This is a genomic window from Kiloniellales bacterium, assembly GCA_030066685.1.
Lineage (GTDB): Bacteria > Pseudomonadota > Alphaproteobacteria > Kiloniellales > JAKSBE01 > JAKSBE01.
In genome coordinates, this window is record JASJBF010000020.1 from 16,785 (window position 1) to 30,087 (window position 13,303).

Consider the following 13,303-nt stretch of genomic DNA (forward strand, 5'->3'; position numbering starts at 1 on the left):
GGGGATGCCGTGAAGCTATTCGCCGAAAGCGCCCTGCTGCCCGCGGGCTGGCGCCGTGACGTGCGCTTCGAGATCGACGCCGAGGGCAGCCTTGCCGCCGTGGAACCGCAGGCCAGCGCCGAGGGTGCCATGCGCCTGGCAGGCCCGGCGCTGCCGGGCCTGCCCAACCTTCACAGCCATGCCTTCCAGCGGGCCATGGCCGGCCTGGCCGAGCGGGCCGGGCCGGGGGACGACAGCTTCTGGACCTGGCGCGAGGTCATGTACGGCTTCCTCGAGCGGCTCGAACCGGGTCAGATCGAGGCCATCGCCGCCCAGCTCTACGTCGAGATGCTGGAGGCCGGCTACACCGCGGTCGGCGAGTTCCACTACCTGCACCACGACCCCCGAGGCGAGCCCTACGCCGACCTGGCGGAGACCTCGCGGCGCGTGATCGCCGCCGCCGCCCGGACCGGGATCGGGATCACCCAACTGCCGGTGCTCTACCGCCACGGCGACTTCGGCGGCGGCGCGGCCGGCCCGGGGCAGCGCCGCTTCCTCAACGATCCGGAACGCTTGCTGCGCCTGGTCGAGTCCCTGGCGGCGGACCATCGGGACGATCCGCAGGTCCGGGTAGGCGCGGCGCCGCATTCCCTGCGTGCGGTGACCGAGGCCGAGCTGACGGAACTGCTGGCGGGGCTCGCGGCGCTCGACGCCCAGGCGCCGGTCCACCTCCACATCGCCGAGCAGCAGAAGGAGGTGCAGGACTGCATCGCCCGGTCCGGCCAGCGGCCGGTCGAATGGCTGCTGGGCCGCTTCGAGGTCGACGCGCGCTGGTGCCTGGTGCACGCCACCCACGTGACCGAGGAGGAGACCCGCCGCCTCGCCGAGACCGGGGCGGTCGCCGGGGTCTGCCCGACCACCGAGGCGAACCTGGGCGACGGGATCTTTCCGGCCCGCGCCTTCCTCGAGGCCGGCGGCCGCCTGGGCATCGGCTCCGACAGCCACATCTCGGTCAGCCCGATCGAAGAGCTGCGCTGGCTGGAGTACGCCCAGCGCCTAACCGCCCGGGCCCGGAACCTGCTCGTCGGAGAGGGCGCGTCGGTGGGCGGGTCCCTCTATCGCTGGGCTCTGAAAGGCGGGGCGCAGGCGCTGGGCCGGCCGATCGGCCGCCTGGCGCCCGGCTGCCGCGCCGACCTGGTGGTCCTGGATCCGAAGGTGCCGGTGCTGCTGGGCAAGCAAGAGGACGGCCTGCTCGACGCCCTGGTCTTCGCCGGGAACGTCAATCCGGTGCGCGACGTCATGGTCGGCGGCCGCTGGCGGGTCGAGCAGGGCCGTCACCGCGAACGAGACGCCGTCTTCGAAAACTACCGCAAGGCTCTGAAATTCCTGGAAGCCTGAGGGTTGGCGCGTGACCGAAATCAGCTTCACCTACCTCTCGGGCCCGGACATCGCCGCCCTGGAGATGACCGACGACGAGATCCTGGATGCGGTCGAGGCGGGCCTGCGCGCCCAGGGCCGTGGCGAGACCGTGATCGAGCCGCGGGTGCACCTGGAGCCGGACCCGGCCTTCCGCGGCCACTTCAACGTGCTGCGCGGCTACGTCGCGCCTCTCGACCTGGCCGGGGTCAAGATCGTCGGCGACTACCTCGACAACTACAGGCAGGGCCTGCCTTCGGAGATGGCCCTGCTCAACCTCTTCGATCCCCGGACCGGGATGCCGGTGGCGCTGCTCGACGCCACGGCGATCACCGAGATGCGCACCGGGGCGATCACCGCCCTGGGCGCCAAGCACCTGGCCCGGCGCGACGCGAAGGTTCTGGGGCACATCGGTGCGCGCGGCTCCTCCTACTGGAACGTCCGGCTGATCGCCCGGCTCTTCGAGCTGGAAGAGGTGCGGGTCCATTCCCGCCGGCCGGAGAGCCGCAGGCCCTTCGCGGCGCGTCTGACCGAGGAGCTGGGCATCCCGGTGCGGGCCGTGGACAGCTGGGAGGCGGCGCTGGCCGGCGCCGACATCCAGGTCGAGGCCTCGCGCCTGGCGGCGCCGGAGCCGCTGTTCAAGACCGCCTGGGTCAGGCCGGGCAACCTGGTGATCCCCTACGGCACCATGAGCGCGGTCGAGCTCTCGCTGACCGAGGTGATGGACAAGGTGGTGATCGACGACCGCGGCCAGATGCGCGCCGGCAAGCTCGGTGCCCTGCGCGCCCATGTCGACGGCGGCAAGATCAGCGAGGCGACGGTGCACGCGGAGCTTGGCGAGATCGTCGCCGGCGACCGCCCGGGCCGGGAAGGCGACGACGAGACGATCCTGTTCTGGCACCGCGGCCTGTCGCTCTCGGACATCGCCCTGGGTGCCGCCATGCTGCGCAAGGCGGCGGCGCGGGGCCTGGGGCAGCGCCTGCGCTATGCGTAAAACGGACAAGTTCTACAATGACTTGGCGCCGTATTATCACCTGATGTTCGAGGACTGGAACGCGGTGGTCAGGCGGCAGGCCGAGGCCCTCGGCCCTCTGATCGCCAGGCTGGCGGGCCCCGGCCCGAAGCGCATCCTGGACGCCAGCTGCGGGATCGGCACCCAGGCCATTGGCCTGGCCCTCAAGGGTCACGCGGTCACCGCCACCGACCTCTCGGCCTCGGCGGTCGCGCGGGCCCGACGGGAGGCCGCGCGCTTCGGTGTCGAGATGACCTTCGGAACGGCGGATTTGCGCGAAGTGGATCGCAGCGTCCCGGGCCCCTTCGACCTCGTGGTCTCGCTCGACAACGCACTGCCGCACCTGGAGAGCGACCGGGATCTGCGCCGGGCCCTGGCCGCCGTTCGGACGCTGCTAGGCGCGGACGGTTTCTTCCTCGCCTCGGTGCGGGACTACGACCACCTGCGTCAGGAGCGCCCCGAGGGAACGCCGCTCGCCGTCTACCCGGAGGCGGACGGCGAGCGCCGGGTGCGGCAGACCTGGGATTGGTGGCCGGACGGCGAGGGCTACGACTTCACGCTGCGCATCGAGAGGCGGCGGGTCGGAAAGCCCGAGACCATGGTCTTTACCGGCCGCTATCGCGCGCTGAGGCGGGCGGAGCTGAACGCGGCGCTGGAAGCTTCGGGCTTCCCGGATCCTACCTGGCTGGCGCCCGCGGAGACCGGCTTCTTCCAGCCCATCGTCGCCGCGCGGCCGGGCTAATCGACCGTCTGTCGGACCGCGGCGAGAAGGCGGCCGGAGGCCAGCAGCTCCGCATCCAAGGCTTCCACGTCGGGGGCCAGGGCGCGGTCCTCGTCCAGGGTGTCGACCACCCCGCGGACGAGGTCGTGGGCGACCTCGGTGCCGCGGCCCAGGCTGGGCGGCTCGGCCAGGTCGACGGCCTGGGCTGCGACCATCAGCTCGATCGCCAGGATCTGGCGCAGGCGCCAGACGATATCGCCGGCCTTGCGCGCCGCCAGGGGCGCGTTGGTGATGTCGTCCTCGACCCCGTCGGCCGGCCAGCGCAGGTCGTGCGGGACCGGCTGGGCGAGGTGCCGGACCTCGGCCAGCAGGGCCTCGCCGGTCTTCAGGAGCGGCGCCATGCCGGAGCGCGAGATGCCCTGGGGCGAGAGGGTGCCCGGCAGGCCGCTCAGACGTTCGACCAGCAAGGCGACCGCCCGGCTGACCGAGAGCGCGGCGACCTGGGCCAGGGCCATGGCCAGGGTGTCGAGGCCGAGGGTCAGGGCCGGCGTGTGGAAGTTGCCAGTGGAGACGATCCGCTCCTCCTCGAAGAGCACCAGGGGGTTGTCGGCGCTGCCGTTGAGGTCGGCGTCGAGAATCGGATCCAGAAAGTCCAGGGCCGCCTTGAGGCTGCCGTGGACCGCGGCGACGCAGCGCAGGGAGATCGGATCCTGCAGGCGCCGCGCCGCGCCCGGGTCGAGCAGGGCGCCGCCGTCGAGCAGGCGGCGCAGGCCCGCGGCGGCGTATTCCTGGCCGGGCTGCGGCCGGGCGGCGGCGGCCTCGGGCGAGATCGGCGAAGTGTTGGCGCGGAAGCCCTCCATCGACAGGGCGGCCGCGACCTGGGCGAGATCGAGCAGATCGCCGGCATCGTGCAGGACCAGGGCGGCGCGGCCCGCGGTGGCCGAGGAGGCGTTGCAGATCGCGATGCCGTCCTTCGGCGCCAGCAGCAGGGGCTCGAGCTCGGCCTCGCGCAGCGCGTCGCGGGCCGGCAGACGGCGGCCGGCGACCTCCATCTCGCCCTGGCCGAGCAAGGCAAGGCCGAGGTGCGCCATCTGGCAGAGATCGCTGGCCCCGACCGAGCCGACCGAGGGGATCACCGGGTGGACCCGCGCGTTCAACAGGCGGGCGATGGCATCGGCGATCTCCAGTGAGGCGCCGGCGCCACCGGCGAGCAGGCCGTTGAGCCGGACCAGCAGCAGGGCCCGGGTCTGGTCCCGGGGCAGGGGTGGGCCGAGGGCGGTGCTGCGGGCCAGGACGGTGAGCTCGGAGAACTCAGCCATCTCCTCGCGCGTCAGGCGGTGCGTGACCCGCGGACCGAGCCCGGTCGTCAAACCGTAGACCGGGATGTTCTCGTCGACGTGGGTCTCGACCACGGCGCGGCTCAGCGCCATCCGCTCCAGCGCCTCCGGCGCCAGGGCCACCCGAGCGTCGTCGCGCGCGACTCCGGCCAGGGTCGCCGGCTCGAGATCGAATCCGGTCAGGACTAGGGTTTCTCGATCCACCTTGACGCCCCCTCAGGTTGCCGATCCGGCCCTTTGTTCTCTCTGCGGCGAAGCCGTCGCTTATCGCATACTGCCGGCAGAAGCGCGCTTGTAGTCTCACTCCGCCCCGGTGCAGGACTCTGCCACAGCCGATCGCCGGCGGGCCAACCTTTCGGCCGGCCCGGCCGGGGTGCAGGATGGACAGGCGAGCGGGAGGACCCCTTGGCGAGAGATCGAACGAGACGGCGCGCGCGGCGCGACGCGGGCGGCTTCAAGCAGCCGGACTGGGCGCTGCTGCGCAATCCCTACCGACCGCTGGAGATCCTGGATCCGGAGCAGATCGAGGCGATCCACGACGCCTCGATGACGATTCTCGAGGAGATCGGCATGGACTTCCTGCTGCCGGAGGCGCGGGAGATTCTCAAGGCTGCCGGCGCCGAGGTCGAGACAGGCTCCGAGCGGGTCCGCTTCGACCGGGGGCTGGTTTCGGAGGCCGTGGCCAAGGCGCCGTCCAGCTTCACCCTGCACGCCCGCAACCCGGCGCGGAACCTGAGTATCGGCGAGAACCACCTGAACTTCATCCTGATCGCAAGCGCGCCCAACGTCTCTGACCTGGAGGGCGGGCGGCGGCCGGGCAACTTCCCCGACTACTGCGACCTGCTGCGCCTCGGCCAGAGCCTCAACATCATCCACCTCTACGGCGGCTATCCGGTCGAGCCGGTGGACCTGCCGCCGGAGACCCGGCACCTGGACTGCATCCAGGCCTTCGTCGAGCTGGGCGACAAGGTCTTCCACGGCTACTCCCTGGGCCGGACCCGGATCCTGGACGCCATCGAGATGACCCGGATCGCCCATGGGATCGACCTCGAGACGCTGAAGACGCGGCCAAGCCTCTATTCGATCATCAACTCCAGCTCGCCGCTGCGCCTGGACGGCCCGATGCTGGAGGGCATCATCGAGCTGGCCCGGCACAACCAGGTGGTGGTGCTGACCCCCTTCACCCTGGCCGGCGCGATGAGCCCGGTGACCCTGGCCGGGGCGCTCGCCCAGCAGAACGCCGAAGCCCTGGCCGGCCTGGCCTTCACGCAGATCGTTAACCCCGGGGCGCCGGTGGTCTACGGCGGCTTTACCTCGAACGTCGACATGAAGTCGGGGGCGCCGGCCTTCGGCACGCCGGAGTACAGCCGCGCCGCCCTGGTCGGCGGCCAGCTGGCGCGGCGCTACGGGCTGCCCTACCGCTCGTCCAACGCCAACGCCTCCAACGTGGTCGACGCCCAGGCGGCCTATGAATCCGAGATGTCGCTCTGGGGCGCGGTCATGGGCCACGCCAACCTGGTCAAGCACGCCGCCGGCTGGATGGAAGGCGGGCTCTGCGCTTCCTTCGAGAAAGTGGTCCTGGACGCCGAGCTGCTGCAGATGATGGCCGAGTTCCTGAAGCCGATCGAGGTCAGCGAGGCGACCCTGGGCCTGGACGCCATCGCCGAGGTCGGCCCCGGCGGACACTTCTTCGGCGCGGCCCACACCATGGCCCGCTACGAGACCGCCTTCTACGCGCCGATCCTCTCGGACTGGCGCAACTACGAGACCTGGGAGGAGGCGGGGGCGGAGACCGCGACCCTGCGGGCCAACCGACTCTACAAGAGGCTGCTGGCCGAATACGAGCCGCCGCCGCTCGACCCCGGAATCCGCGAGGAACTGGCCGCCTTCGTCGCCCGCCGCAAGGCGGAGGGCGGCGCGGCGGCGGCCTGACGGCGCGCCTTGCCGCTCAGCCGGTTTCGGCCTGGCCGGCCGTGGGATGCAGGACGGGTTCCTTGGGCCGCAGGAAATGCCGCCGCAACACCTCCCAGTAGCTTCGGTAGTGATAGCCGCCGTTGGTGGCGAGGATCTGGTCGCGGCGATGCCGCCAGACCCTGGGCAGGCGGTACCAGGGCAGGGCCGGCGCGGCGTGGTGCACGGCGTGCAGGTTGTTGTTGAGGAACAGCAGGGAGAGCAGGGGGCCGCTTTCAACGATCGCGGTCCGCGCCGCCACCGCCTCGGCAGCCCGGTGCTCCAGGAAGGAGCGCAGGAGGGTGAGGGCGAGCCCCGGATAGACGAAGAGCAGGAGGTAGGCGTCCAAGGGGATCTCGCAGACCCCGACCACCCAGACCAGGACCAGGGCGACCGCGGGCAGGTGCAGGAACCAGGCGCCGAGATGCGAGCGGTCGCCCCGCAGCAGCCGCCGTGTCTCGCCGCAGAGGAGCCGCAGGACGGCGACCGGCGGGCCGAGGACAAGGCGGCCCGAGGCGGTGTTGTGGGCCGCAAGGAGACGCCGTTTCAAGGGGCCGCTGGCCTGCCATTCTTCCAGGCTCAGGTAGAAGGATTCGGGATCGCTCTGCGGGTCGGTCAGGCGGCTGTTGTCGTGGTGCGCGAGGTGGCTCAAGCGGTAGATCTGGAAGGGCAGCCAGAGCCAGAGGCTGGGATAGATGATCAGCTCGTCCAGGAAAGGCTTGCCGGTCGGGTGTCCATGAACCACTTCATGCTGAAGCGAGCCGTGCCAGGCGACGAGATAGCCGCCGAGCGGCAGGACCAGCCACCAGGGGAGCGCGTGATAGTTCCAGGTCAAAGCCAGGAAGCCGGCGTAGACGGCGAGGGCGACCAGAAGGCTGGGCCATTCGAGGCCCCAGGGATGTTGCTGCGCCGTCGGCGCCGCTCGGCTGCCGCCGTCTTCCGACGCCGGCGCGCTCGGCGTTGGCGCCTCGGGCGCCGCCGCGTAGACTCGATCCGGCTGTCCCGGCTTGTGTGGGTTGAATGAGCGTTTGATCATATAAACCAAAAGTCGATACGTTGTCGCCAATATGTTGATTATATACAACGGATGTTAATTTTCCACAACAGACTGGCCCGAGCCACGACCGGGGAGGCGGGTTGTGAACCGTGAAGAAGCCGTTGAGAAGTTCCAGAAGCGCTTGAGCGAGGTGATCGAGCGGAGCGGCCTGAGCCGCTCGGCCTTTGCCGCCCAGCTGAGCCTCGACCGTTCGACCCTGTCGCAGCTGCTGTCCAGCGGCAACGACCGGCTGCCGCGAGCCGAGACCATCGTGGCTATCGCCTCGATGGCGCAGGTCAGCGTCGACTGGCTGCTGGGTCTCTCCGAGGACGAGCCGAGCAGCGAGTTGGTCGCCAGCGACCTGGAGATCGAGGCCAACGCGGGGCTGCCGATGGACGAGCGCCTGCAGCGCTGGCACGCGGAGGCGGTCGGCTACAAGATCCGCTACGTGCCGACGACCCTGCCGGACCTGCTGAAGACCAAGGAGGTCATCGGCTACGAGTACCAGGAGTACGGCGATCCGGTGCACGAGGCGCGGATCGAGGAGGCCGAGCGGCGCCTGGCCTACAGCCGCCGTCCGGAGACCGACATCGAGGCCTGCTCCTCCTACCATTCCCTGGATTCCTTCGCCCAGGGCGAGGGGATCTGGCGCAACCTGTCGCTCGATGACCGGATCGCGCAGCTCGACTGGATGATCGAGTTGACCGAGGAGCTCTATCCGACCTTCCGCTGGTTTCTCTACGACGGGCTGCAGAGGTTTTCCGCGCCCTACACGATCTTCGGCCCGACCCGGGCGGCGGTCTACGTTGGCAGCATGTTCTTCGTTTTCAACGCGACCGAGCAGATCCGCGCCCTGACCCGGCATTTCGACGACCTGATCCGTGCCGCCGTGGTTCAACCGCCCGACGTGGCGGACTACCTCAAGGGACTGAGGCGCAAAGCGGCCGACGGCAAGGCGAAACCCGTCCGGGCGCTGACGAAGGCCAAGGCGGCCGGCAAGTGAGCCGGCCTCGCGCGGCCGCAGACCCTGCGGACGCCTGCCGATGAAGCTGGCCGAACTGCCGATGTACGACCTGCCCGAGCTGCGCGCGGCGACCGATGCCTGGTGGAAAGGCCTCGCGAGCGCCTTTCGGCGACAGGGAATCGAGGAGGTTCCCGAGGCCCTGGACCGCTCCGGCCGGCTCGGCGGCCGGCCCGAAGGGAACCGGCTGTTGTTCGGCCAGTGCTGCGGCTACGACCTGGTCCGCAGCCCGGAGCAGCTGACCCTCGTGGCGACCCCGGCCTACCGCAGCCCGCATTGCCGCGGCGCCCTCTACCGGAGCCTCGTCGTGGTCGGCGACTCCAACCCGGCAGCCCGCTTCGAGGACCTCAGGGGCCAGCGCTGCGTGATCAACGCGGCCTGTTCCCATTCCGGCTACACCGCGCTGGGCTACATGATCGCAGCGCTCGGCACCCCTCCGGCCAATCGGGAAGAGCGGTTCTTCTCGCGGACCGAGGTCTCCGGCTCGCATGCGGAGTCGCTGGACCGGCTGCGCGAGGGACGGGCGGATTGCACCTCGGTCGACTGCGTCACCTTCGCGTTGCTGGCGCGGCACCGGGCGCCGGCCCTCCGCGGCCTGCGCGTGCTTGCGGAGAGCGCCCGGGCGCCCGGTCTGCCCTACGTCACGGCCGCCGCAGCCGGCGCCGATCTCGTGGCACGCCTTCGCGACGGGCTCCGCCTGGCGCTGGCGGATCCCGCCCTGGCCACGGCCCGCGACGCGCTCCTGATCGAGGGTATCGAGATCCTTCCTCCGTCCGCCTACCGGCGGATAACGGCGATGGAGGCCGAGGCCGTCGCGCTGCCCCTCGAAGCCTGAACGCGGGTCGTGACCCGACCGCAACGTGGTTAAGCCCGGCAGGCTCCCGGTAGCGCGGGTCGGCCCGGATTCCCAGGCCCAAAGGCGGCTCGCGCGGGCCGGCAAAGGGTTAATCTAAAGGGTCTCGTAATCATTATCTGGTCTTCTCCCCTGACGGTGCCGGGTCGGTTGCGACGATCCCCGTCGCCCGACTTGGCAGCCCGGCCTTCCGCGGGCCGGCGACACCGCCTTTTCACGAGGAGACGACCCCATGAGGCGGGGCAAAGCATCGGGTCTTGGTGCGCTTGCGGGCCTTGCGCTCGCCTGCATGGTCTGGCATCCGGCGGGCGCCGACGAGGCGGTCCCGACCCAACTGGCAGAAGGTTTCATCCAGTCAATCGGCGACCGCGCGGTCAGGATTCTCAAGGCCTGCGGCGAGGACAAGCTGCAGCTCGACCGAGATGCCCTCGAAGCGCTGATCCGCTCCGGCTTCAACATCGAGCTGATCGGACGCTTCGTCCTGGGCAAGTACGCCCGCAAGGCGACCCCGGTTCAGCTTGGCGAATACAAGAGCCTGTACCGGGACTTCTTCGTCGGCAGCTTTTCCCGGCAGCTCTGCATCTTCCGCGGCGACGTGGTGACGGTGCTCGGCAGCCAGCCGGTCGGGAAGCGCGACACCATGGTCGAAACGCGGGTCGACCGCGAAGGCCAATCGCTGAATGCCTCCTGGCGGGTGCGGCGCAGTAGGGGCGACTACAAGATCATCGATCTGGTCATCGATGGGGTCAGCATCGCGCTCAGCCAACGCCAGGAGTTCTCGTCGATCCTCGTCAACGGCGGTATGGATCGGCTGCTCGAAGTCCTTCGCAACAAGCTGAAGGCCAACGCGGAGGCCGGGAATCAGGGACCGGCTGCCGAGGAGTCCTCGACGGCAGGGCGTCTGGGGAGCCTGATCGGTCCGTCCGAGCGCGCGGTGGGAACCGCGCCCGCGGGCAGATAGGGCGGGCGGACATGGCGAACAGCCTCATCTTCGGGTTACTCGGGGGCCTGGTCGTCGCCGGGATCGTGGCATTCCTGGCCTACAGATCCTCGGGCCGCGACGAGGACCAGGACGACTTCGACGATCTCGAAGACGATGTGCGCCCGGCCGGTCGGAAGCCGAAGCGCAGCCTGTTCGGCGGCTTCAGCTTCAGCTTCGGGTTCGGAAGGCGGAAGTCCGCGCCCCAGGTCGAAAGGCGAAGCGAGAAGGTCGCCGGTTGGCGCAAGGAGATCGAAGAGGCCTGCGATGCCACCGGCCTGATCAAATCGGAGGCCGTCTCCTGGATCGCCCCCCTGATCATCGACGGACACAAGAGGGGCAGCGACGATCACACGATCGCCACCAAGATTTCCGGCTGGGGCAATGCGCTCTGCGAGGACGACAAGTCCAGGCTCGGGGTGCGCGCCGACGCCAAGCTCGGGCGCGAGTACGTCGATGCCCTGACCCGCAAGGGGCGGAAGCGGCCGCTGGCCGCGGCCTACTTCGTGGTCCAGCGGGCGACCCACGCCCACTCACAATCGGAGCGGCTGAAGCACCTCTGCGGCGACGACCACATCGAGGGCATCGAGATTATCGCGACCGAAGGCGCCTTGACCTGCCTCGCCGCCCAGGACATCGAAGGCAAGGTTTTCGAGCCGAAGAAGGCACCCTCGCTGCCGCTGCGGCGCTGCGATGCCGAGTCCTGCCGCTGCGTCTATCAGGGAATCGAGGCTTAAGATCAAGATCCGCCCACGCCGGGCCGGCCCGAGGCGCGAATCCCGACCCGCCTCGGCGCCAGGCCGAGTCCGGCAGGCCTGCGTCGGGCCGTCGCGGATCGACGGCCCGCAGCAGGGGACTGCTAGTTGGCTTGCGGTAGAGTCTGCTTTCGTTTCTCCACGCAGACCGGTGCCGCACGGCCGCCAGACCAGATGTAGGCGAGGTCGCAGCCCGCGGCCGCGTCCGATGCCGCGTCAGAGTCGGCGGGCGTAGCAGTAGCGATCGTCTTCACCAGGCGTATTTCGGCACGCCGGTTCATGGCGGCGCTCTGGCCGTCGGGCGTGATGACCAGTGGGCGCTCCTCGCCGAAGACCCGCAGTTCGATCTTCGAAAGCGGCAGACCGGAATCGACGAATTCGGCCGCCACGGTCGTGACCCTGGCCTCCGAGAGCCGCCGGTTGTAGTCGGCCGTGCCGGCACTGTCGCTATGGCCGCTGATGACGACCTTGTTCAGATTCGCCGCCTTTGCGGCGGCGACCGCCTCGGCGACCACGGCCCGGGCATCGTCGTCCAGCCGGTCGCTGTCGAAGGCGAAGTAGGTGGTGTAGGCCTCTTCCGTCACAGTCCGCTCGGCCTGCCGGGCCGGCGGGGCGGTTTCGGGTCCGGACCTGGGCATCGGCGCACAGGCCGTCGCCGACAGCAACGCCGCGCCGAGAATCGTGCCCAGGAGACGGACCCCGGTGCACGGACCTGCCGGATCTTGGTCCGCTGTCGAACGTTCCGGCGTCTTGTCTTGCGTCCTGGCTCTTAGACAAAGTGATGCAGTGGTCATGGCTGCCTCCCCCTCGAATCGATCTGCGATCGAGCCGTCCAGCCGCCCCTCATCAAGTGGTCCGGAAGTAACCGGGAGGGATCCAAAAACCTCTGGCGGCCGCCCCCGTCAGGCCGCCAGATTGGGCGCAGATTATACCCTCCTTTGCCGGCCAGGGGGAGCCGCCAGTTATGGTTAAGACCTGGGTCCGGATTAACCCTGCAGCAGATCGAAGAGCGCCAGGGCGACGACCTCCGTCGCTTGGTGGAGCGCCGCCAGCGGCAGGCGTTCGTCGGCCCGGTGGGCATTGGCCTCCTCGATCGAGCGCGGCCCGGCGCCATAGAGCACGCTGGGAACACCGGCGGCCGCGTAGTGCCGGGCATCGGTGTAGAGAGGTACGCCCTTGGATACGATCTTCTCGCCCAGGACCTCGCTGGCGCGCCCGCAGAGCAGATCGGTCAGGCGGGCACCGCCTTCAGCCGGAACCAGTGGCTCGGCGAGCAGGATTCGGCGCTGGGCCACAGTGACGCCGGGGAAGGCGCGCGCGGCCTCTTCGATCAGCGCCCGCAGCTCGGATTCGACCGCCTCGGGCTGCTCCTCGGGGATCAGGCGCCGGTCCAGGCGGAAGGTCACCCGGTCGGGCACGACGTTGGTGTTGATGCCGCCGTCGATCAGGCCGACGGTGAGCTGCGGGCTGCCGATGCCGGCGATCTCGGAGACCCGCGCCCCGAGGCCCTTGCGCCAGGCGTAGAGCGCCGAGAGGATGCCATTCGCGGCTTCCAGGGCGTCGGCCCCGGTCGCCGGCATGGCGGCGTGGGCGGAGCGGCCCCGGACCTCGACCTCCAGGTGCAGGCAGCCGTTGTGCGCGGTGACCACGGCATAGGAGAAGCCGGCGCCGATGGCGAGATCGGGCTTGGAGATGCCCTCCTCGATCAGCCAGCGCGGACCGATCTCTCCACCGGCCTCCTCGTCGTAGGTGAAGTGCAGCTCGACCGTGCCCGCCAGCTCGGCGCCGGCCGCGACGGCCGCGTCGAGGGCCAGCAGGGCGAAGGCGTAGGTCGCGAAGTCCGACTTCGAGACCGCCACGCCGCGGCCGTACATCCAGCCGTCCTCGATCTCCGCGCCGTAGGGGTCCTTGGTCCAGCCTTCGCCCGGCGGCACCACGTCGCCGTGGGCGTTGAGCGCAACCACCGGTCCCTCGCCGAAGCGCCGCCGGACCACGAGGTTGGTCGCGGCGATCATGCCGTTGCTGCGCACGAGTTCCTCGGGGACGGGATGGCGCTCGACGCGGAAGCCGAGGCCTTCCAGCAAGGCCGCGGCGGCCTCGGCATGGGCGCGGCAGTCGCCGGGTGGATTGTCGGAAGGGACCTTGACCAGCTCGGCGAGGAAGCGGGTCGCGGCCTCCCGCTGGCCGGCGAGGAAGCTGCGGATGGTCTCCGGTCCGGTGCTCATGGGCTGGGCTCCCTCTCGA

The 13,303-nt window shown here is 70.1% G+C and carries 12 protein-coding genes; 8 read left to right on the plus strand and 4 right to left on the minus strand.

Annotated features, from left to right (window positions below):
- The first annotated feature begins 9 nt into the window (after positions 1 to 9).
- From QNJ30_12885 to QNJ30_12895, 3 genes are read left to right on the plus strand one after another with little or no spacing between them, the layout of a single operon-like run.
- A complete protein-coding gene (locus tag QNJ30_12885) occupies positions 10 to 1,377 on the plus strand; it encodes a formimidoylglutamate deiminase (protein ID MDJ0944360.1) in 1,368 nt (455 codons plus the stop codon).
- Between the two features lie 10 nt (positions 1,378 to 1,387).
- A complete protein-coding gene (locus tag QNJ30_12890) occupies positions 1,388 to 2,389 on the plus strand; it encodes an ornithine cyclodeaminase family protein (GenBank protein MDJ0944361.1) in 1,002 nt (333 codons plus the stop codon).
- Positions 2,382 to 3,149 carry a methyltransferase domain-containing protein gene (locus QNJ30_12895; protein ID MDJ0944362.1) on the plus strand — a complete coding sequence of 256 codons (768 nt, stop codon included), beginning with the start codon at positions 2,382 to 2,384 and terminating at the stop codon, positions 3,147 to 3,149. The genes QNJ30_12890 and QNJ30_12895 overlap by 8 nt, the downstream gene beginning before the upstream one ends.
- Here the strand turns inward: QNJ30_12895 and QNJ30_12900 are convergent.
- Positions 3,146 to 4,669: an aromatic amino acid lyase gene (locus QNJ30_12900; GenBank protein MDJ0944363.1), complete on the minus strand. Its 1,524-nt coding sequence runs from the start codon at positions 4,667 to 4,669 to the stop codon at positions 3,146 to 3,148. The two genes, QNJ30_12895 and QNJ30_12900, sit on opposite strands and share 4 nt — an antisense overlap.
- 201 nt (positions 4,670 to 4,870) lie before the next feature.
- Between QNJ30_12900 and QNJ30_12905 the strand changes: the two genes are divergently transcribed.
- Positions 4,871 to 6,397: a trimethylamine methyltransferase family protein gene (locus QNJ30_12905; GenBank protein MDJ0944364.1), complete on the plus strand. Its 1,527-nt coding sequence runs from the start codon at positions 4,871 to 4,873 to the stop codon at positions 6,395 to 6,397.
- 16 nt (positions 6,398 to 6,413) lie between these two features.
- Here the strand turns inward: QNJ30_12905 and QNJ30_12910 are convergent, their stop codons facing one another.
- Positions 6,414 to 7,451: a fatty acid desaturase gene (locus QNJ30_12910; GenBank protein MDJ0944365.1), complete on the minus strand. Its 1,038-nt coding sequence runs from the start codon at positions 7,449 to 7,451 to the stop codon at positions 6,414 to 6,416.
- Between the two features lie 103 nt (positions 7,452 to 7,554).
- On the opposite strand from QNJ30_12910, the gene QNJ30_12915 reads away from it, so the two are divergent.
- The 4 genes from QNJ30_12915 (at position 7,555) to QNJ30_12930 (ending at position 11,041) form a co-directional block, all read left to right on the plus strand.
- On the plus strand, positions 7,555 to 8,454 hold the full coding sequence (locus QNJ30_12915) for a helix-turn-helix transcriptional regulator (GenBank protein ID MDJ0944366.1): 900 nt from the start codon (positions 7,555 to 7,557) through the stop codon (positions 8,452 to 8,454).
- Positions 8,455 to 8,494: 40 nt separating this feature from the next.
- The gene (locus QNJ30_12920; GenBank protein ID MDJ0944367.1) at positions 8,495 to 9,307 is read left to right on the plus strand and encodes a PhnD/SsuA/transferrin family substrate-binding protein; all 813 of its coding nucleotides are present in this window, start codon (positions 8,495 to 8,497) and stop codon (positions 9,305 to 9,307) included.
- Between the two features lie 250 nt (positions 9,308 to 9,557).
- A complete protein-coding gene (locus QNJ30_12925) occupies positions 9,558 to 10,286 on the plus strand; it encodes an ABC transporter substrate-binding protein (protein ID MDJ0944368.1) in 729 nt (242 codons plus the stop codon).
- 11 nt (positions 10,287 to 10,297) lie between these two features.
- The gene (locus QNJ30_12930) at positions 10,298 to 11,041 is read left to right on the plus strand and encodes a hypothetical protein (protein ID MDJ0944369.1); all 744 of its coding nucleotides are present in this window, start codon (positions 10,298 to 10,300) and stop codon (positions 11,039 to 11,041) included.
- A gap of 122 nt (positions 11,042 to 11,163) precedes the next feature.
- On the opposite strand, the gene QNJ30_12935 is transcribed toward QNJ30_12930, so the two are convergent.
- Entirely contained in the window at positions 11,164 to 11,643 is a 480-nt protein-coding gene (locus QNJ30_12935) for an OmpA family protein (protein MDJ0944370.1), read from the minus strand.
- 402 nt (positions 11,644 to 12,045) lie between these two features.
- Entirely contained in the window at positions 12,046 to 13,284 is a 1,239-nt protein-coding gene (locus QNJ30_12940; protein ID MDJ0944371.1) for a M20/M25/M40 family metallo-hydrolase, read from the minus strand.
- Positions 13,285 to 13,303: the final 19 nt, after the last annotated feature.